This is a genomic window from Pantoea sp. ME81, from assembly GCF_903970985.1.
GTDB classification, from domain to species: domain Bacteria; phylum Pseudomonadota; class Gammaproteobacteria; order Enterobacterales; family Enterobacteriaceae; genus Pantoea; species Pantoea communis.
Window position 1 is genome coordinate 1 of sequence record NZ_CAJCKS010000090.1, and the last position, 20,604, is coordinate 20,604.

The 20,604-nt window shown below is 54.9% G+C and carries 13 protein-coding genes, 1 pseudogene and 1 riboswitch; of the genes and pseudogenes, 4 read left to right on the top strand and 10 right to left on the bottom strand.

Annotated elements, in window-relative coordinates; translation table 11 throughout:
- On the bottom strand, positions 1-297 hold a 297-nt coding region (locus tag H7A81_RS16435), incomplete at its 3' end, for an MFS transporter (protein ID WP_182058076.1).
- A 117-nt stretch (positions 298-414) separates the two neighbouring features.
- Here H7A81_RS16435 and H7A81_RS16440 point away from each other — a divergent pair.
- A complete protein-coding gene (locus H7A81_RS16440; RefSeq protein WP_370529961.1) occupies positions 415-1,419 on the top strand; it encodes a helix-turn-helix domain-containing protein in 1,005 nt (334 codons plus the stop codon).
- A gap of 7 nt (positions 1,420-1,426) precedes the next feature.
- Here H7A81_RS16440 and fhuB read toward each other — a convergent pair whose 3' ends face one another.
- From fhuB to H7A81_RS16465, 5 genes are all read right to left on the bottom strand, one after another.
- Positions 1,427-3,346 (bottom strand): Fe(3+)-hydroxamate ABC transporter permease FhuB, encoded by a 1,920-nt coding sequence (gene fhuB, locus H7A81_RS16445; protein WP_255478985.1) that lies wholly within the window; start codon positions 3,344-3,346, stop codon positions 1,427-1,429.
- Entirely contained in the window at positions 3,343-4,227 is an 885-nt protein-coding gene (locus H7A81_RS16450; protein ID WP_182058077.1) for an ABC transporter substrate-binding protein, read from the bottom strand. Before H7A81_RS16450 ends, fhuB begins: the two co-directional genes overlap by 4 nt.
- Entirely contained in the window at positions 4,227-6,575 is a 2,349-nt protein-coding gene (locus tag H7A81_RS16455; RefSeq protein ID WP_182058078.1) for a TonB-dependent siderophore receptor, read from the bottom strand. The genes H7A81_RS16450 and H7A81_RS16455 overlap by 1 nt, the downstream gene beginning before the upstream one ends.
- A gap of 79 nt (positions 6,576-6,654) precedes the next feature.
- Positions 6,655-7,692: a FecR domain-containing protein gene (locus tag H7A81_RS16460; protein WP_182058079.1), complete on the bottom strand. Its 1,038-nt coding sequence runs from the start codon at positions 7,690-7,692 to the stop codon at positions 6,655-6,657.
- On the bottom strand, positions 7,689-8,192 hold the full coding sequence (locus tag H7A81_RS16465) for an RNA polymerase sigma factor (RefSeq protein ID WP_182058080.1): 504 nt from the start codon (positions 8,190-8,192) through the stop codon (positions 7,689-7,691). The genes H7A81_RS16460 and H7A81_RS16465 overlap by 4 nt, the downstream gene beginning before the upstream one ends.
- Positions 8,193-8,492: 300 nt before the next feature.
- Between H7A81_RS16465 and pagP the strand changes: the two genes are divergently transcribed.
- Positions 8,493-9,050: a lipid IV(A) palmitoyltransferase PagP gene (gene pagP, locus H7A81_RS16470; RefSeq protein WP_182058081.1), complete on the top strand. Its 558-nt coding sequence runs from the start codon at positions 8,493-8,495 to the stop codon at positions 9,048-9,050.
- A complete protein-coding gene (locus tag H7A81_RS16475; protein WP_182058082.1) occupies positions 9,040-10,545 on the top strand; it encodes a carboxylesterase in 1,506 nt (501 codons plus the stop codon). Before pagP ends, H7A81_RS16475 begins: the two co-directional genes overlap by 11 nt.
- Here H7A81_RS16475 and H7A81_RS16480 read toward each other — a convergent pair.
- The 3 genes and pseudogenes from H7A81_RS16480 to H7A81_RS16490 form a co-directional block, all read right to left on the bottom strand.
- Positions 10,535-11,502: pseudogene (locus H7A81_RS16480) on the bottom strand (acyltransferase). The gene H7A81_RS16475 and the pseudogene H7A81_RS16480 overlap by 11 nt on opposite strands.
- On the bottom strand, positions 11,499-14,561 hold the full coding sequence (locus H7A81_RS16485; protein WP_182058083.1) for an efflux RND transporter permease subunit: 3,063 nt from the start codon (positions 14,559-14,561) through the stop codon (positions 11,499-11,501). Before H7A81_RS16485 ends, H7A81_RS16480 begins: the two are co-directional and overlap by 4 nt.
- Positions 14,561-15,646: an efflux RND transporter periplasmic adaptor subunit gene (locus H7A81_RS16490; RefSeq protein WP_182058084.1), complete on the bottom strand. Its 1,086-nt coding sequence runs from the start codon at positions 15,644-15,646 to the stop codon at positions 14,561-14,563. Before H7A81_RS16490 ends, H7A81_RS16485 begins: the two co-directional genes overlap by 1 nt.
- 758 nt (positions 15,647-16,404) lie before the next feature.
- On the opposite strand from H7A81_RS16490, the gene H7A81_RS16495 reads away from it, so the two are divergent.
- Entirely contained in the window at positions 16,405-19,092 is a 2,688-nt protein-coding gene (locus tag H7A81_RS16495; RefSeq protein ID WP_182058085.1) for a cation-transporting P-type ATPase, read from the top strand.
- A 470-nt stretch (positions 19,093-19,562) separates the two neighbouring features.
- Here the strand turns inward: H7A81_RS16495 and H7A81_RS16500 are convergent, their stop codons facing one another.
- The gene (locus H7A81_RS16500; RefSeq protein WP_182058086.1) at positions 19,563-19,922 is read right to left on the bottom strand and encodes a hypothetical protein; all 360 of its coding nucleotides are present in this window, start codon (positions 19,920-19,922) and stop codon (positions 19,563-19,565) included.
- A 548-nt stretch (positions 19,923-20,470) separates the two neighbouring features.
- A riboswitch (TPP riboswitch) is annotated at positions 20,471-20,599 on the top strand.
- Positions 20,600-20,604 lie beyond the last annotated feature (5 nt).

Consider the following 20,604-nt stretch of genomic DNA (forward strand, 5'->3'; position numbering starts at 1 on the left):
CCCGATGATGAGCCAGAATGCACTCCCGACCAGCCCGCACATCACCGAGGTCAAACCAAAACCGACAATGGTGATGAGAAAGATGCGCTTGCGGCCATAGTTATCCGCCAGCGTGCCGGTCGCCATTAAAACGGCGGTGCAGGCCAGCGTATAGGCATTCATGATCCACTGCAGATCGCGAAAATTCGCCTGCATCTCCTGTTCCAGTACCGGCAAAATCACCGGCACGCTGGAGATTTCCAGCCCCGACATCAACGCGGCTAAGCACACCGCCATCAGCGCCAACATGTTCTTCATCCTGAATTCCTGCGTAACGTTAAGAGTGTGCCAGCATGGAAGATTGACGCAACGGTGGAAATCCATGCCGATGCCAGATATCGTCAAGATCGTGCCAACATCATGGATAAGGCTGACATGCAAATCACTTCTTCTCTGCGTTCCCCTCCTGCAGCGCCGAAAAATCGGCGGCTGGTGCTTTTGGCGTATGAATGCCTCTGTACCTTTGAATTTGGTACTGCCGTTGAAGCGTTTGGCCGAGCAGATGACGTCTTCGGCCATCCGCTGTATGACCTGAGCGTGGCGTCGGTGGAAGAGGGCGTGTTTGGTGCGCAGGGCGGTGTGCGCCTGGTGGTGGATGGCGGGCTTGAGTTACTGGAAGACGCCGGAACAATCGTCATCCCCGGCTGGCGCAGCGTGACCGCACCGGCCTCTGAGGCGTTAATCACAGCGTTACAAAAAGCCCATCAAAATGGCACACGGATTGTCTCCATTTGTGCCGGAAGCTTTGTACTGGGTGAAGCGGGGCTGTTAAACGGGAAACGTGCCACAGCCCACTGGAACAGCACCGAGATCCTTGCCGAAAGATTTCCACAGGCGCAGGTGGAACACGGCATGATTTACGTGGATGAAGGCAGCATCATCACCTCGGCGGGCGGTGCAGCAGGTGTCGATTTATGTTTGCATCTGATTCGACGCGATTACGGCATTGATGTCGCCAATCGCACCGCACGCAGAATGGTGACGCCGCCGCTACGAGAAGGCAGCCAGGCGCAGTTGATCCAACAACCTGTTCCACAACGTCGCAACTATAGCCTCGCGCCCCTGCTGGACGATTTGCGCAATAATCTGAACGCGCCGTTGGTGATCGAGCAGTTGGCGCGGCAAGCAGGCATGAGCCGTCGGACCTTTATTCGTCGCTTTCATGATGCCACTGGTACCTCGCCGGGTGAATGGTTGCTCGGTATTCGGCTGGAAAAGGCCTGCGCGATGCTGGAAAACAACGCGCTCAGTATTGATCAGGTCGCTGAGCAGGCGGGGTTTGGGTCTCCCGAAGCGTTGCGCCATCACTTCAGACAACGCTTTAACACCACGCCGACCAAATGGCGTAAGGCGTTCAATGAGCGTGTAGTCATGGGCTGAGTGTTCTTCAGCCTGACGTTCTGCGCAGCTGCCATAGAAACCAGGGGGCACCGATAAATGCGGTCAATAGCCCGGCGGAAATCGGCCATGGCCAGGCGATGTTGCGCCCCAACCAGTCGGCAAGCACCATCAACAATCCTCCCATCAACGCGGCGGCGCACAGCTGATGACGTAGCAAATGGGCACCCAGCGCTCTGGCGCACTGCGGTGCCAGCAAACCGATAAAACTCAGCGGGCCGACCAGCAGTGTGCCCGCAGCAGTGAGTAATGCCGTGAGCAGCAGAATCAACAAATTCGTGCGGCGCAAGGCGATGCCCAATGACTGAGCGGTCGGCTGCCCTAATCCTAAAAGCGTTAACCAGCGTTGCATCATCAACGCCAGCGGACACAACACCATCGCGGCAACCATCGCACCTACGGCCATGTTCGCATCAATGTTGGCGGTCGAACCGGTACTCCAGTTCAACAGCATCAGAGCACGCGGGTCGCCACTTAGCATCAGTATCATATTCAGCGCGCTGGCGAGGCTGGTGAGGCTCAAACCAATCAGCACCATCTTCTGCGGGTTAAACCTACTGCGCGCGCCAAACAAAAACAGCAACAGCATGGCGATCAGGCTGCCGACCACCGCAGCGGGCAACATAAACGTCAGAGGCCAGGAGGTGAATAACACGGTCAATAACACCGCGAGGGCCGCGCCGCTACTGATGCCGGTCAGCTCCGGGCTCGCCATCGCATTACCGGTTAAGCGTTGAATTAGCACCCCCGCACACGCCAGCATCATCCCTGCGCAGAGCGCACCGCTGATTCTCGGCCAGCGCCAGACCAGCAATTGCGAAGTGATTGCGCCTGGCGGTGTACGGTTGAACCAGAGAGACGCAGGCAGAATCAGCAGCAAAAGCAGTAACAGGATCCCCAGTTGACGCGTGTTGAAACGCGGGGTAGCGCTGAGCCGCGTTTGCCCGGTCGGCAGATGTGTGGCGCGTTGCCGCATCAGCAGTATCAATAATAACGGTGCGCTTAACAGTGCCGTCACGGCGCCTGATGGAATGTCGCCCACCGCAGGGGAACAGCGTAATGCGAGCTGATCGACCAACAGCAGTAAGGTTGCACCGGTGAGCATGCTGGCAATCAGCTGCTGTGGGAAGCGGCGCAGGCCGCAGGCTTTAACCATCGCCGGGGCCGCCAGCCCGATAAAACTGATAATCCCCACCTGGCTGGTGATCATCGCACTCAGAAACACCGCCACGCCCAGCGCCATAAAGCGCACCTGCACGGTGGCCAGACCCAACGCACGGGCATTTTGCTCGGATAATCCCAGCACCGTCAGCGGCCTGACCAGCAACAGGCTGGCGAACAGTGCACAAGCCAGCGTTACCGCCAATACCAGGCTGCTGCTCCAGCCGCTTTGCGTCAGTGTCCCGGCTTGCCAGCTAAACAGATCGCTGAGGTAATCGTGGTTGAACAGCACCAATAGCGTGTTCAGCGCGTTGCCGTACAGGCTGAGAACCATGCCAACCAGAATGACGCTCAGTGGCGCGAATCGGCGACCCGCGGTGAGCGCCATCAGGATCAAAATGGCGATCATCGATCCGATCAGCGCCAGCAACGGCAAACCGATAACCAGCAGGCCGGGCGCGAAAACTAGCGCTGCGGACATCGCCAGATTGGCACCGGCAGCCACGCCGAGCGTTCCCGGTTCGGCCAGCGGATTATGCAGCACCTGCTGAAACAGCAAACCGGCCAACGCCAGGCCCGCGCCGCACAGCAGGCTGATAGCGATGCGCGGCAGAAAGCTTTGCTCAACCAGCAGCGATGATAGTGAGACGGGATAACGTGCCAGTAGCGCAGTGTAATTGACCGTGACCAGCGTGAGTGCCGCAATAAAAGCGGTGCACAGCAGCACCATGGCGCTCATCGGTTTCATGATGCGGTTTCCAGTACGCGAGTGATATCGTCCGCCAGCCCAAGCGCCGTCGCGAGGCTGCCAAACGGAAAGAAATGATCCAAACGGGTCACACGCCCTTGCGCCACCATCGGCAAATGGTGCCATAAACCGTTCGGCTGCCGGGCGCGCATCAAACGTGTCATCGCCGTCGGTAATTCAGTGTAGAAAAGCCAGTCGCAGGGGAGATCGGCCAGTTCCTCTATGCGCACTCGCGCGACGTGCGCAGCGTTAACTGATTTCTGCCAGGCGTTGATCAAACCGAGCTGGCGTAACACCGCATCGGCCAGACTGCCGTTACCGTAAAGCGTTGCGTACTTACCATCCTGATCCAACACCATCACCAGTACGCGCGTGTGTTGAGGATTAATCAGGCGCTGGCGATAAGTGTCCATTGCCGTATCGACCTGTTGCAGCCACTGTGTCGCGTGGGGTGTAACCTCCAGACGTGCGCCCAGTTGCCCGGTCCAGTCATGCAGGGCTTGCCATAAATCACCAGACGCCGCAAACGCGGTGACGGTTTCTACCGGGGCGATGGCCGCCATTTTGGTCATAACGGCGGCGGGGAGTGCATCGCTGATAATCAGAGCAGGGCGCAGGGCCGCGAGCATTTCCAGATTGGGCTCCCAGAAAGGCCCGATATCCTGCACGCTGTCAGGTAACAGCGGGCGCGGAATGCGTTGGCGAAAATAGTGGCTATCGGATATCGCCAGCGGCGTGACGCCCAGGCTTAGCAGCGTTTCCGCTGCCGCCCAGTTGATCGCCACAATACGCTGGCGATCGCGAATGACCTGGCTCGCACGTGCCGCGATGGGCAGCACGACGAGCATTTTCAGGCAGGTACGACGACTGATGTTGAACATCAGAAGTTCAGCTTCAGCGAGCCTATAAAGGTGCGTTCCTGGCCCGGATAGCAGCTGGTATCGCCATCACAGGTGCCGACGTAGTGATGATCAAACAGGTTTTGTACGTTGAATCCGACCTGAATATTTCTGTTCACCTGATATTTCACGCCCGCATCGACCAGGGTGAAGTTCTTTACCGGAATGGTGTTGGCGTTGTCGCCGTACATGCTGCCGATATAGCGCACGCCGGTGCTGAGCAACAGCCCGTCGAACATGCCCTGATGGAAGCCATAGTTCAGCCATGCCGATGCCATGTTTTTCGGCACGTTAGCCTGCTGCTTGCCCTGATCGCCATTGTTGCTTTTGCTGATCTCGGCATCGGTGTAGGTATAAGAAGCCAGCACGTCGAGGTTAGAGGTCAGCTGTGCCTGTGTTTGCCACTCGATGCCGCGTGAGCGCACTTCACCTGATGCCACCTGATAACCGGTGGCGAGGCCATCGACGATTTCATTGGTGAGCACGTTGGATTTGGTGATATCAAACGCGGCCAGTGTCATCAGCAGATTGCTGTCCGGCTGATATTTCACCCCAATCTCATACTGATGCGCTTTGCTCGGGTCGAAGGTGCGGTTCTGGCTGTCGGTGCCGCTGTTGGGCACGAATGACTCGGCGTAGCTGATGTAAGGCGCCAATCCGTTGCCGACCAGATAAGTTAATCCTGCGCGTCCGGTCCAGGCATCTTTGTCCACCCATGAGTTGCTGCCACTGAGGTTGTTCTGCGTGCGCATGCTGATATCGTCATGACGACCGCCGAGCGTCACCAGCCATTGATCGGTCAGGTGAATTTGATCCTGCATGTATACACCCAACTGGGCGGTGGTTTGATCGTTGTTATTCACGGCGTTGGTCGGGTCGGCAATATCCAGACCGTAAACCGGATTGGTGATGCTGAGCGCGGGCGCAACAGCGCTGAAGCGCTTGGCGTTGGCATCCAGCCAGCTGTAATCCACCCCGGCCAGCAGCGTATGAGCAACTGACGCCGTGTTGAAATCCATCTGCAACTGGTTATCGATGTTGAAGGCTTTCATATGCTCATCAAAACGAATGGCGTTGCGTGACACGGTGTTGGTGGTGAAGTCTGGATCGCCTGCAAGCAGGTTGTTCAGAATGGTATCGGTCTGACCATAACGCAGGTTCTGGCGGAACTTAATGCCCTCTGAAAGCTGCTGGCTGAACTCATAGCCCACGCTGTACTGCTCCTGGCGGAAGCGGTTGTAGTTGTAATCGCCTAAGAGCGTGTCGGTGGTTTTGCTGCCCGGATTCGTCAGTACTGCCACGGTGCCACCGGAGGTATCGCGCAGGTAATCAGCGCGCAGCGTCAGACTGGTATCGGCGGAGGGAAGCCACGTTAAGGTCGGCGCGAGGTACAGGCGGTTATCTTCAACATGCGGGCCATCGCGATACTGGAATTGAGTATCGCTGTCCCGTGCCAGACCGACCACGCGATACAGCCACTGACCTTCATCATCCAGCTTATCGCTCATATCAAACTGCGCCTGGCGGCGATTGAAATTCCCCAACTGGACTTCAACTTCATGCACGCCGCGCGCGTCAGGCATTTTGCTGACGCGGTTCACGATCCCGCCAGCATCGCCGAGACCAAACAGGGTTGAAGAGGGGCCGCGTACAATATCAATGCGTTCCAGTGCATAAGGCTCGGTGCGGAAATAGCTGTAACTGTTGTTGAGCTGACGCAGGCCGTCGCGGTAGTCGTTGGTGGTCAAGGCGTTAAAGCCACGGATATAAATCCAGTCATAACCTTTGGGATCGACACCGTAGGTTTCGGTTTTCACTCCCGGCACGTAGCGCAACGCTTCGGTGACACTCTGGACATTCTGGCGGTCCAATTGCTGACGCGTGATCACCGAGACTGACTGAGGCACTTCAAGCAGAGGTGTATCGGTTTTAGTGGCGCTGGTGGTTTGATCCGGTACGGCGGAAGAGTTGCTCGGGGTTTTCGTTACCGTCAGCGTATCTTCGCCTACTGCCGAAGGCGTGACGGAGACGGTGTCACCATTCTGCGTCCACTCCAGTCCACTTCCTGCCAACAGTTGACCCAGCGCACTGTTCAGCGTCATCGAGCCTTTCACCGCAGGAGCAGTTTTATTAGCAAGGGATGCCGGTGCAGCAATCAGCTGCACGTTAGCCTGTCTGGCTAACTGGTTGAGTGAGGTCGCCAGTGGTTGCGAGGGCAGTGACAGTGACAGCGTTGCCGCGGCGAAAACGGCGGAGGTGGGCAATGCCACCGCCAGCGCGACGGCAATATGCGAAGGTCGAAATGCACGTAAAACAGAAAAACCAGCCATTCAGGATCCCCAGAGATAAGATAAATAATAATCATTCTCTTCTGAAGACGGCGCGCAGGGTCAAACCCTGACGTCGATTTTAATTATTTTTTAACGTCATGCTGGTTGCGACCACAGTGGATTGATTTTTAATGCTTTTTATTTTCACCGGCAGCACGCGAGGCAATGCGTTAGCAAAGCTATCCACCCGATTGGTATCAAAACTGCCGCTGATGCGCAGTGCGGCAACAGCAGGCGAATTCAGCTTGAGCGAAACGTCGCCGTAGCGAGCAAACTCCGCCAGTGCCATATCCAGCCGCGTATCATCCAGCACGATACGATCGTCGCGCCAGGCGGCGATGCTCTCGGCGGGCAGCGTCGAGCGAGAAATCAGACGTCCCTGCGCATCGGTGAGCGACCGTTCCGAGGCGTGCAGCACACTGATATGTCGCTGAGCTTGAGGAATGTGCAGATGCTGCATTGCCCGCCACCAGCGGTTCTCCCAGTTGCCGCGTGGACCGACGCGCACCGCGCCTGAACGCACGGCGACATCGCTGCCTTCACCACTCATGGTATGCGGCAGGTAACGGACCCGGAATTCGGTGCCCACTACGGTTACGCGGGTTGGGCCGCTAAGCACCTCAAACGGTTGGTTCGGGTTGTGTTTGACCTGGAAGAAGACTTGCCCTTGTGGCATCTCCACTTCCCGGCGATTGGCAAAGTAGCGCACGTTGAGCTGAGTACCGGCATCCAGTGACAACATGGTGCCGTCGGGAAGTTGCACGGTGCGCATCTCGCCACGTCCGGTGTGCCAGCTTGCGCTGTAAATCGGCGGGGCGAAGGAGTTACGCAGCGGGAAGAACAGCACGGCTGCCAGTAATAGCAGCGCACAGGCCGCGACCATCGGACGCCACCCAATACGGCGTCTAGGCGCGAGGCGCAGATGCGCAACGGCAGCGGCAGGAATAGCCGCCGTCTGTTGCCACAGCCCGCCCAAATCCTCGTATTCCGCCTGATGGGCGGGCGTTTGCAGCCAGCGTTCGAAAGCCTGCTGCTCCTCTCGCGTCATGCCTTCTTGCTGGCGGAGTAACCAGTGGATCGCCTGTTCGGCAATCGTCTGCTCATCATGTCGCGTCATCGTGCCTTCCCTGTCGACTGTTCATTACGCCAGCTGTCGCGGCTGGCACGACAGGCCAGCATGGCGCGAATGATGTGTTTTTCCACCATATTGGTTGAAATTCCCATGCTCGCAGCCACTTCGCTTTGCGACTGCCCCTCAATGCGATGACGTATAAAAGCCTCCCGGCAGCGCGGCGGCAGGGTCTCGATGGCAGCCACAATGTGGTCGATATATTGTTGGTTCTCAAGGCGATTATCCGGTTGCTCATAGCCGGGTGCCAGTAACTCATCGGTATCAGTATCTTGCGAGGGATCATACTGTTTCTGCAGGCGATAGCGGTCGACCAAAAGATTTCTGGCGATATGGTAGAGCAATCCGCGGTGCGAGGAAATCTGTTCCGGGGCAGCCAGCGCGCGGCTGAATGTCTCCTGGGTCAGTTCTTCCGCGAGGTGTTTATCCCGCAGTTTACCGCTCAAAAAGCGGAACAGTTCCGTGTAGTAACGCTCAAACGCTGACAAGATGGATTCCCAACAACCGCACAGTGCTGCATGCATGAAAGAGTGGCAGGCTGTATTTGAATGAAAATCGTTATCGTTATCAAGATGGGATGAGTGGAAAAGGTAAATAAAATGCGTTCAGGGTAAAACCTTGCGTTAAACGCAAGGAAAATCTGTTAATCGCTGCTTGTTTTGAGCGCCTCCTTAACCTTCACTCAACAACTATAATATTCCCAGACGGTCTGCCCGGTATGGGCACACAGATCATGCTGGCTGTTCCCCTTGCTCACTATCATTGTTGCTTTTGCAGAAGGATAACTCATGCGTACTTCTCTGGTGGCGTTGTGCGTCTCGTTGAGTGTTTTGACCTTCCCGACCCTGGCGGCTGGCACACTCAGTGATGGCTGGGAATGGCTGAAACAGGATGTCTCGCAAACGTGGGAGCAGCCACAATATTACGACCTCTATTTGCCGTTCATCAGCTGGCATGCGCGTTTTGCTTACGACAAAGAGAAAACCGACAACTATAACGAATCGCCGTGGGGCGGAGGTTTTGGTGTGTCCCGCTACAACGAAGACGGTGACTGGAGCGCGCTGTATGCGATGGCATTTAAGGATTCACATAATATGTGGCAGCCGATTATCGGTTACGGCTGGGAGAAGGGCTGGTATCTGGATGAGGCACGCGATGTACGATTAGGGCTGGGGTTAACCGCTGGCATCACGGCGCGTGATGATTTCGCCAACTATGTGCCGCTGCCGATTGTTTTGCCGCTGTTCTCCGCAGGCTATCAACGCCTCAACGTGCAGTTCACCTATATTCCGGGCACTTATAACAACGGTAATGTGCTGTTTGCCTGGTTCCGCTATGGCTTCTGAAATGCTGCAACGTTCTTCTGCGCTTAAGTGGCTAAAGAAAATTGCCCTGATTCTGGTTTCTTTGCTGATCATGTTTTTGCTGATCCGTGGATATCAGTCTGAACAGGGGCCACCGCTGCATCGCTGGCACACCTGGACGGCTGATGAAATGACGGTGGAGCAAATAGATCACGCCAGCTTCGCCGATTATCTGGCGCAGGAAAATGTGATCTTCAAGCAGATGAAACACAACGTCACGGATCAACTCAGTGACGAAGAGAAAACCTCGCTCAACCGCTATAACGCGCAAAGCCCGGTGTATCCGGCAGGATTTTCCACTGACTGGAATCGTTCGTTTGTACTCAAACCCGCTGGTGAAATTAAAGGCGCGGTGGTGCTGCTGCACGGTTTAACGGATTCACCTTACAGCATGCGTTATCTGGCACAGGCCTATCAGCAACAAGGCTATGTTGCGGTAGTACCCAGGCTGCCCGGCCATGGTACCGCGCCGGGATCGTTAACCAAAGTGGACTGGAAAATGTGGCTGGCCGCGACGCGTCTGGCCGTGCGTGAAGCCACCCGGGTAGCCGGAACGCAAGTCCCGTTGCATCTGGTGGGTTACTCCAATGGCGGCGCGCTGGCGATGAAATATGTGCTTGATAGCCAACAGGATCAGGCGCTGCGTAAACCACAACAGGTGGTGTTGTTGTCACCGATGATTGGCGTGACGGCATACGCCCGTTTTGCGGGGTTAGCGGGATGGCCAGCGGTGTTCCCGGTGTTTGCTAAATCGGCGTGGCTGAATATCGTGCCGGAATACAACCCGTTTAAATACAATTCATTCCCGGTGCGGGCGGCGCGTCAGTCCTGGCTGTTAACCCAGGCGTTGCAGGAACAGATTGTGCAACTCGCCCGCGATGGCGAAATACGTGGCTTACCCCCGGTGCTGTCGTTCCAGTCGATCCTCGATTCCACTGTCAGTACCCGCGCGGTGGTGAGTGCGCTGTACCGTTACCTGCCGGACAATGGCAGTCAGTTAGTGATTTTCGATATCAACCAGGCGGCCAACTTACGCGCGCTGTTCCGGCCTGCACTGTATTCAGCGGTCAACGACTTACTGCCTGCCGCGCCGCGTCATTACGCCACAACGGTGATCACTAACGCGTCGCCCACCACTTATGAGGTGGTTGCCCGCATCACGCCTGCCGATCAAACCAACGAAGTGACGCGTCCGCTGCATCTGGCGTGGCCGCAGGATATGTATTCCTTGTCGCATATCGCCGTCCCATTCCCTCTCACCGATTCGCTGTATGGCCGCGAACCCACCGAGAAAAATCGTTATGGCATCAGCCTCGGCACCATCTCACTGCGCGGAGAAACTTCCAGTCTTACCGTTGGGCTCGACACGCTGATGCGTAATACCTCCAATCCGTTTTTCACTTATATGATGGCGCAAATAAATGGACGAACTGCCTGCGGTCAGCAGCCGGATCTGCAACAGTGCCTTAAAGAGTAATGACTTTTTTCAGCAGCCCGTTGGCGAGAATCAGTCGGGCCAGCAACACCGAGAGCACAAAGGTCAGCACAATCAGCGTGAGTTTAGTGGCCAGCGAGTTAATCGGGATCAACGCGGTGACGATATGAAATACCGAGTGGTGCATGATGTACACCCCGGTCATGGTTTTACTGACGGTAGCCAGCAGGGTTTCTTTGAGGGCGGCATGTCGGCGAAAGCGCACGCCGCTGGCGGCTAACACCAGTGCGACCACCAGCAGGTAGATTTGTGAGCCGATGAGGAGGAAAGCATTGCGATCGGCTTTGAACAGCGCGAAGAAGAAGTGCTGCTCGTACAACCAGGTGAACAGATAAATAAAGGGCAGGGCGCAGGTGGCAAAGAGGGCGACTCTTCTCCGACTCAGCCAGTCGGCAATCACCGGTTCACACAATAGCTGGCCGGTGAGGTAAAACAGCAGCCAGGTCCAGATATGGTATTGCGGCGCGAGGCTAAACACCCGCACCTCGGGATAGAGCACCGACAGCAAATCGTAGCCATAGGAAAACAGCAACAGGGCGCCGACCAGCGCGCAAAACGTCAGGCGATGCAGGCTAAGCCAGCTGAGCAGCGGATTGAAGCTGTGTAGATCACGATAAACGAGAACACAAACCACGGCTGAATCAGATAGCCGCGCTGGTAAGGTTCCCAGAGATAGTAAATCGTCATCCAGAACAGAAACACGATCACCACATTGCGGATCTTGTTGAGCTGCCAGCGTAAATCCTGCTCGGCGTGGCTATCCATAATGCCCGCCACCACAAAAAACAGTGGGGTAGCGATGGTGGAGATAAACGTCAGGAACGCCAGAATCCAGTGGTAATCATAATCGTAGCGATCCCAGGTGTTATACAGCGTAAAAAAGGTCACTGCCGCCATGCAGCCGAGTGTCTTAATGACATTCAGCCCGGTGGCGTTCATGCTGACGTCGCTTTCTCAGCGCGGTGGAAGCAGGCATAAATCACCGGCAGAACCAGCAGCGTCAGTATCGTTGCGAAGCCCAGTCCAAACATAATCACCACCGCCATGCTCTGGAAAAACACATCGCGCAGCAGCGGTGCCAGGCCTAAGACCGTGGTGAACGCGGTCAGCAGGATGGGGCGCAAGCGCGACGTGGCAGCATACAGAATCGCGTCGTGCTGCGTTTTGTCCTGTTTTTGCTGTTCAATCTCTTCCACCAGCACAATGCCATTGCGGATCAGCATGCCGCTCAGGCTCAGCAAGCCGATCAGTGCCATAAAGCCAAACGGAATACCGGTGAGCAAAAAGCCCGGCGTCACGCCGATCAGTGCCAATGGCACCGTGAGCCAGATCGCCACGGCATTTTTTACGGAGCTAAACATCAGCACGGTAATCACAAACATCACCAGATAGCCCAACGGCAAGGTGCTGAACACGCCTTGCTGCGCTTCGCTGGAGTTTTCGGCATCGCCGCCCCATTCAATGCTGTAGCCGTGCGGCAGTGGGAGCTGATCAATTTGCGGTCGCACGCGTGACAGAATATCACCGGAGGTATCGCTGCTGAGCGGGCTGGGATCGGTCATCACCGTCAGCACGCGACTGCGATCGCGCCGCAGAATTAATGGATCTTCCCATTCAAGATTAAAGCCACTCACCACATTACTCAGCGGAATGTAATGCTGCTGGCTTTGGCTCCACACCAGCACATTGTTCAGATGATTGGCATCCTGGCGTTCGCTGGCGGGCGGGCGCACCACCACGGGCAGTAAATCTGCGCCTTCACGATATAAACCCACCCGGCTACCGGTGAAATTCATTTGCAGCGCGTTATCGATCCCCTGTTTATCCACACCCAGCTCGCGGCCCAGCGCCGGATTAAACTGTGGACGGATGACCTTGCTGCGGTTTTGCCAGTCATTGCGCACGCTGTCGGTGGCGGGATCCTGCGCGAGGATATCACCCACTTCACTGGCAATCAGGCGCATACGGTCAGGATCGGGACCTTTGATGCGTACCTCAATGGCACTGCCGCCGGAAGGGCCAAACATCACCCGTTTGGTGCTGGCATTCACCTGCGGATACTGGCGGGCGATATAGTCATCCACGCGGCGTGACAGCGCGGCGATATTGCGCTGATCGTCCATGCGCACCATGATTTGCGCATAGTTGCTGTACTGGCGCTGTCCATTGTAAGTAAGGATAAAACGCATGCTGCCCTGGCCGACGGTGGTGACCGTAAACACCACGCCTTGCTGCCCGGTGATCGACTTTTCAATATCGCTGGCCATTTGCTCGGTGGCCTTGATGTCTGTGCCGTAAGGCAGCCACAGATCGACAAAAAAGATCGGCGTGTTAGACGAGGGGAAGAAGTTTTGCCGCACGCCACCAAAACCCCAGATCGCCAGTGCCAGCAGGACGGCCATCACCGCAAGCGTCACCGTTTTCTGCTGTAACAGCGCGTTGAGCGTGCGGTGGTAGATCCGGTAGAAACCGCCATCGTAGGGCGAGGCTTCAGCGGCGGGCGTTGCCGCGCTATTCTTTTTAAACAGCCACCATTTGATTAACACCGGCGTGATGGTGAGCGCCGAGAACCAACTCAGCATCAGTGATATCAGCAGCACCTGGAACAGCGATTTGCAGTACTCACCGGTGGAATCCTGCGACAACCCAATCGGCGCAAACGCCAGTATTGCGATAACCGTGGCTCCCAGAAGCGGGAAGGCCGAGCGCCGGATAACAAAGTTGATCGCCGAGGTACGCGATGAGCCTTGCTGACGTGCAATCAATACCCCTTCGACGATCACAATCGCGTTATCCACCAGCATGCTGAGGGCAATAATCAGCGCTCCCAGTGAAATACGCTGTAGCTCAATGCCCCACAAATACATGATCAGCAGGGTGCCAAGCACGTTCAGCGCCAGCGAGAGCGCAATAATGATGCCGCTGCGTACGCCCATAAAGATCAGCAGTACACCCACCACAATCGCCAGCGCCATCAGGAAGTTGGTGATAAAGCCGTTGACGGAGTGCGCCACTTCCGCAGCCTGATCGTAAAACGTATTGATTTGGATACCGGCTGGTTTTTCTGCCGACATCTGCTGCAGTTTGGCTTCCAGTGCACGACCTACGTCAATCACGTTGACGCCAGGGATAAAGGAGACGCCCATGGTGACCGCCGGGCGGCCGTTGGCGTGATAGATGCTGGAAGGGGATTCGCTCAACCCGCGAGACAGAGTAGCGATGTCGCGCAAGCGGGTGGTGGCAGTGTCGCCAACGGGGCTGATAAGCAGATCGCTCAGCTCATCGATATTTTCAAATTCCCCGGTGGGGTGCAGACGAATCGATTCGGAGCCGGATTTGATCTCTCCTGCGCTGGAGACCACGTTCAGGCGGCTCAGTGCGGCGGAGAGTTGTGCTGGGGTAATGCCACGCGCGGCCATTTTTGTCAGCGAAACATCAACGTTGATTTGCTGCGGAATCGCGCCGCCAATCGCCACCTTACCCACGCCGGGCACCAGCACCAGTTCTCGCCGCAGCTGTTCAGCGTACTGCACTAATTCAGGATTGCTGAAGTTGTCACCGGAAATGGCGAAGAAAAAGCCGAACACGTCGCCAAAATCATCGTTAACGAAAGGCGCCGCCACGCCGGGCGGGAAGAAGCGTGACGCATCACCGACGCGCCGCCGCAGCTCATCCCAGATTTGTGGCAGTTCGTTAGAGTGATAGCGCGACGCAATATTCACCGTAATTTGCGACAGGCCGTTGGAGGAGATAGAGCTGACGCTGTCCAGATAAGGCAACTGCTGCAGGGCATTTTCCAGCGGCAGCGTCACCTCTTCTTCCACCTGCTGCGCAGATGCGCCAGGATATTGCGTGACCACTACGGCGGTTTTAATGGTAAAAGCGGGGTCTTCCAGGCGACCAATATTCAGCAGGGCAAAAATACCCCCCAGCCCTAATAGCAAAATCGCCAGCCAGACGCGAATCGGGTTATCAATAAACTGTTTGGAGATGTCCATTACAGCCCTCGCTCACGCGTCCAGATGCGTACCGGCTGTTGCGCATGTAATTCATTGACGCCTGCTGCGACCACGCGTTCACCGGCTTTCAGTCCATCGGTGATCACCACTCCCTGGTTTGTGACTTCGCCGACGGCGACCCTACGATCTTCCAGCTTCAGCTGATCGCCGCTGCCTTGCACCACCCAGACATGAGGTTCATTGCGCTGGTGGCTGTCGGGGTTAAACACCGCCTCGACCGGAACGACCAGCGCAGCGTGATTCACATTGGCGGGAAGATTGGCCAGATTGATGGTGACAGTACCACTGACACCGCCCACGGCCGGAAAATCGGCAGGGCGCGGCATGGTTAAGATCACCTGCCAGGTCAGTGTGTTGCTGCTACTGCTACCGGTGTGCTCTTTGTATTCAGCCTGAAATTCGCGATCTGGCAGCGTGTTAATGCGCACCACCGGGCGGTACGTCATGTTGCGGATATCCAGCGCGGTGAACAGGTTTTCCGGCACGTTAAACACCACATCAAGCAGGTCGGTGCGCGTTAACGTGGCGATGGTCTGGCCCGCCGCAATCACCTGATGATTACGCACATTGACCGTCGCCGCGGTGCCGCTAAAAGGCGCGGTTAAGGTCATCTGGCTTAACTCTTCACGGGCAATTTGCAAGGCCGCGTTGGCGGCATCGCGGTTTGCGCGCTGCACGTCCATTTCGGCCTGCGAGATCGCCTGGCGACCAGATAGCGTCTGGAATCGTGCAAACTGTCGCTGAGCGAGGGTGGCGGCGGTCTGGCGTTCGTTAACGCGCTGCTGAGCCTCACGTGCCACCAGTCTGGCGATCACTTGTCCCTGCGTCACATTGTTGCCCTGGCGAATCTCCAGGGCGTCGATTTGTCCACCCCGTTTAAAGGAGAGGTCGGTGGAATCACCCGATTCAATGCGTGCGGGGAAGATGCGTTGCTGAGCCTCACCGGAAGCCACTACCTCAACCACTTTCACCATGCGCGGCAAAGGGACAACTTCCGTTTTTTTTTGATCGCAACCTGTTGTGATCAATATAACAATGGCGATCAGCGGAAAATAACGCGTCACGAGTTTGTCCTCAATCAGCAATATTGAATTAATTATTGGCGTTATTATTAGCGAGATTCTTATTCGCCGAGCATTGAAACGACGGCGTAGGTAAATAACCCCACGGCAGAACAGGTTACAATAGCGATAACCACATAAAGACTCAGGCGCAGCAGACTATAGTCCGGCATCGTTACCTCCATTAACAGTGGGCGAAATAGAGTCATCTCACTGCGGACGGATAGGAGTGACGGTTAAGGTTTATTTGTTAAGGATGAGCATAGCTGTGGATATCCAAAAATGTAAAGTTTGATAAACGCAATAACTTTATCGCAACTCATGGAATTTAAGTCTGATTTGTTTGATTTAAATAGAGCTTTAAACCACGTTAACAACACAAACACAAAGTGTGGCTTTTCTCGCCATTTCATTAACATAGTGGCGGGTTAATTTATTTTCGTTAAAAACGGCTTATTTATCTTTGGTTTAAAATTACGCTAAAAATTGTTTTTTGATTACGGATGACTTTCCTCATAAAAGCAGAGTGAGTTGAATAGCCTGTGCTACGTTTATAACGTTCATTTCTCTTGTCAAAAGTTTGTCGTATAGATTATTTCCCTGCTCAATTTCGTTGAGCAGCCATTAATGACATGTCTTTCAGTTATAAACGGGACTCACCTCAGGCAGTGCGTGGATGTTTGTCTTTGTATTTGAAGTGGAACTGTTAATAACGCGATGTCACCGCCTTGATTTCCGAAACAGGATTTGAGGAGAAAGCGATGAATACTGCTAAATCGGAAAGGTCGTACTATCAGCTTTCTGTCGATGAAACCTTGAGCCAGACAGAGAGTTCACTCGAAGGTATCTCGGGTAGTGAAGCAACAGCACGCTTACAACAGTACGGTGAAAATGCCCTGCCACAAAAACCGGGCAAGCCAGCATGGCTGCGCTTCCTCGCCCATTTTAACGATGTGCTGATTTACGTGTTACTCGCTGCCGCGCTGCTGACGGCGGTGATGGGCCATTGGGTCGATACGCTGGTCATTCTGGGTGTGGCGGTGGTCAACGCGTTGATTGGTCATATCCAGGAGAGTAACGCTGAAAAATCCCTGCAAAGCATACGCAATATGCTCTCCAGTGAAACGGTGGTGATCCGCGCGGGTAACCATGAAACCCTGCCGACCACCGCGCTGGTGCCGGGTGATGTGGTGGTGATCCGCGCCGGGGATCGTATTCCTGCCGACCTGCGCGTGATCGAAGCCCACAATCTGCGCGTCGAAGAGGCGATACTCACCGGGGAATCCACGGTGGTAGAGAAAACCACCGATGCGCTTGCGGGCGAACTTCCGTTAGGCGACCGCACCAATTTACTGTTTTCGGGAACAACGGTCAGTTCTGGTGGCGGTAAAGGGCTGGTCGTCGCTACGGGCGGAGAGACCGAACTGGGGCACATCAACCAGATGATGTCCGATATCGAAAAACACCGCACGCCGTTGCTGGTGCAAATGGACAAGTTAGGGAAAGCCATCTTCCTGATTATCCTCGCGATGATGGCGGCACTGTTTGTCTTCAGCCTGCTGTTCCGCGATATGCCGGTCTCTGAACTGATGCTGTCATTGATCAGTCTGGCGGTGGCATCCGTTCCTGAAGGTTTACCCGCCATCATCTCCATCATCCTCTCACTTGGCGTACAGACCATGGCGAAGCAGCAGGCGATCATTCGCAAGCTGCCGACGGTGGAAACGCTGGGTGCGATGACGGTGATCTGCTCGGATAAAACCGGCACGTTGACCATGAATGAGATGACGGTCAAAGCGGTGATTACCGCCGACCATATCTATCGGGTAGACGGTGACAGCTATGAACCGGTTGGCGCCATTCATAAAGCGGATGACGCCGTACCGATTACCGTCACGGGTGGGTCCTTGCTGGAGCAGTATCTGCGCACCATCGATCTGTGTAATGACAGCCAGCTGATTAAGGATGAGAGCGGTTTCTGGAAAATCACCGGGGGCCCGACAGAAGGTGCGCTCAAGGTACTGGCTGCCAAAGGGCAGTTGCCGGTGGTCACCACCGAGTTACGCAGTAAAATTCCGTTTGATTCGCAATACAAATACATGTCGACGTTGTACCGCATTGGTGACGAAGAGCGCGTGCTGATCACCGGCGCGCCGGATGTGCTGTTCCGGCTTTGTCAGCAGCAGCAAACCGAACACGGCCTGCAATCGCTCGATATCAGCTGGTGGGAAAGCAAGATTGAAGAGTATGCGCGCGAAGGGCTGCGCATGGTGGCGGCAGCCTGGAAACCGGCGTTACCGGGACAAACTGAGCTCACTCATCAGGATCTGCAACAGGGCGTGATACTGCTCGGCATTGCCGGAATGATGGACCCGCCGCGCCCTGAAGCCATCACCGCGATTCGTGACTGTCTGCAGGCCGGCATACGCGTCAAAATGATCACTGGAGACCACCCGCAAACCGCGATGAGCATTGGGCAGATGCTGGGGATTGGCAATGCAGGCTCAGCCATCACCGGGCGTGAACTGGAAGTGATGGACGATCACCAGTTGAGTGATGCCGCGCAGGCCTACGACATCTTTGCCCGCACCAGTCCGGAGGATAAATTCCGTCTGGTTCAGGCGTTGCAGAGTAAGCAAGAGGTGGTCGGCATGACCGGGGACGGCGTAAACGATGCTCCCGCCCTGAAGCGCGCCGATGTCGGTATCGCGATGGGCATTAAAGGAACCGAAGTGACCAAGGAAGCCGCCGATATGGTGCTCACGGATGATAACTTCGCCACCATAGCCAGCGCAGTAAGGGAAGGGCGCCGGGTTTATGACAATCTGAAAAAAAACATCCTGTTTATTATGCCCACCAACCTCGCGCAAGGGTTGTTGATCATCATCGCGCTGCTGGCGGGGAATCTCATTCCGCTCACGCCGGTACTGATTCTGTGGATGAACATGGCGACGTCGGCCACGCTGTCGTTTGGTCTGGCATTTGAAGAGGGTGAAAAAAACATCATGCGCCGACCGCCGCGCGCTCCCAAACTGCATGTGATGGATGGGTTCGCTATCTGGCGCGTGGTGTTTGTTGGCTCAATGATTGCGATAAGTGCGTTTGTGCTGGAAGCCTGGCTGCAGCCGCGTGGCTATTCCCCTGAGTTTATCCGCACCGTGCTGTTGCAGACGCTGGTGACTGCGCAGTGGTTCTATATGCTCAACTGCCGTGTGTCGGACGGCTTCTCACTGAGCAAAGGGCTGCTGATGAACAAAGGTATCTGGATCGTCAGCGCGGTGCTGCTGGTGCTGCAACTGCTGATCATCTACGCGCCATTTATGCAGCTGCTATTCGGTACCACTGGACTGCCATTCCGTTATTGGGTGATCACCTTCATCATCGGTTTCGTGATGTTCCTGATTGTTGAAGTCGAGAAACCACTTACCCGGCGATTCAGAACGGCTTGAGTCTGCTGCCGCCCGTCACGCTGGTGTCAGCGGGGCGGGCGGTGTTTGAGACGATACATGTTGATTTCGGGCCAAAAGATGGGATTTATACGTTGCAGGACATTCGCTGTCATCAAGTCAGAGAGGGAAATGTCGCACGGGTTCGACGACCTTCACCGGTTTCTTTCTCTTTGGTTTTGTCGCCCTGCACAGTGCTGGCATAGTCGCCTTAGATTTTTCTGGCTCGATAGTCTTATTCACAGTGATGCAGCACGGGCAGTAATGAACATTCGCATATTGCGCTGCGGCGACGGTTAATGCCTGGCTGTGGTTATACATACTGCCAATAAACGCCCGTGAATCGATACCGGGTAACTGTTCACATCCTGCGGTATGCAACAGCAAGCCCCTGCGGGCGTGATCGCAGACGTAATATTTCGTTGCCTTATACATGGTTTTTTATCCGTTTGCTGTGTGAGTCAATGGACTCATTAAAGTTTATCGTATTCAATATCTTGTAAATTTGAACATCTCACTACGGCCTGAAACTCAGATTGCCCACGATGGCTCGCCATAGTAAACGGAACGATAATACGTGTACCATTTTTTGCTACGCTTTCGTTGTGGAACAGAAGAGAGCCCAGGGTGATTCTATTTTTCCCAAACATCTCGGTATGGGATTTATTGAGGATATCTTTCTCTACGGCAATAACCGCATCACGACTGTGAACGGTCACACAGGCTATTTCATCTTTTTGATTTTCTACGTTCCGCGAATATACCCCATAACCCGACGCAGACAAAATAATCCCCAGGGCACTGAGTGCTCCAACCTTAGCGGAAGTCTTCATTTTAAATTCCCTTAAGTGCCTCACAAACAGTCTCTGGTCTAACTAACGGAAAATCAAGACTATTTCTGGTTTATTTGATGAAATGAATTGATGTGTATTGCAGATGCCGCCTGGTCATTATCTGATAATGGTTGGGATAAAATCTGAATATTACGTACCACAAAAAAATCCTGTGAGATTTATTGAAGAGGGACTCGAACAAATAAAACGGGCATTAAAGCCAAAGTACATCAAATATCCTGGTTAATAACTTGTTAATGGTAGAGTTATGGCATTCTCATGACATTTTTTCCTACATTAATGCTAAGGTCAGAAGTATCTGATGATAAAAACTCACAGCCCGCTCATTCAGCAGGGCTATTCACATTAATCAACGAATCACCGCGAAGCTGAAACGCTCGTCGTGCATCTGGTCAGATAAAAAGATCAGTGTGTTAAAACAGCAAATGGTTTAACCTTTAACGACCGTCTGCAGTAGATTTATAGTAAGCCCAATAAAATCAGTGAGTTGAGTGAATTTTTATTGAGTGGCCTTTAGATTGACTGCGACCTGTTCCAGGGGGTGCCCGGTTAGCGGGCTGAGATTCTACCCGCCAGCGTTTTCGCGTTGGCAACGTAGTGACCCTACGAACCTGATCCGGCTAATACCGGCGTAGGGAGCGGAACACAGGGCGACACTGCG

Bases quoted from the DNA above. Each gene is read 5' to 3' on its own strand.
- H7A81_RS16440 (WP_370529961.1), top strand. From the start codon at position 415: ATGCAAATCACTTCTTCTCTGCGTTCCCCTCCTGCAGCGCCGAAAAAT.
- fhuB (WP_255478985.1), bottom strand. From the start codon at position 3,346: ATGAAACCGATGAGCGCCATGGTGCTGCTGTGCACCGCTTTTATTGCG.
- H7A81_RS16450 (WP_182058077.1), bottom strand. From the start codon at position 4,227: ATGTTCAACATCAGTCGTCGTACCTGCCTGAAAATGCTCGTCGTGCTG.
- H7A81_RS16455 (WP_182058078.1), bottom strand. From the start codon at position 6,575: ATGGCTGGTTTTTCTGTTTTACGTGCATTTCGACCTTCGCATATTGCC.
- H7A81_RS16460 (WP_182058079.1), bottom strand. From the start codon at position 7,692: ATGACGCGACATGATGAGCAGACGATTGCCGAACAGGCGATCCACTGG.
- pagP (WP_182058081.1), top strand. From the start codon at position 8,493: ATGCGTACTTCTCTGGTGGCGTTGTGCGTCTCGTTGAGTGTTTTGACC.
- H7A81_RS16475 (WP_182058082.1), top strand. From the start codon at position 9,040: ATGGCTTCTGAAATGCTGCAACGTTCTTCTGCGCTTAAGTGGCTAAAG.
- H7A81_RS16485 (WP_182058083.1), bottom strand. From the start codon at position 14,561: ATGGACATCTCCAAACAGTTTATTGATAACCCGATTCGCGTCTGGCTG.
- H7A81_RS16495 (WP_182058085.1), top strand. From the start codon at position 16,405: ATGAATACTGCTAAATCGGAAAGGTCGTACTATCAGCTTTCTGTCGAT.
- H7A81_RS16500 (WP_182058086.1), bottom strand. From the start codon at position 19,922: ATGAAGACTTCCGCTAAGGTTGGAGCACTCAGTGCCCTGGGGATTATT.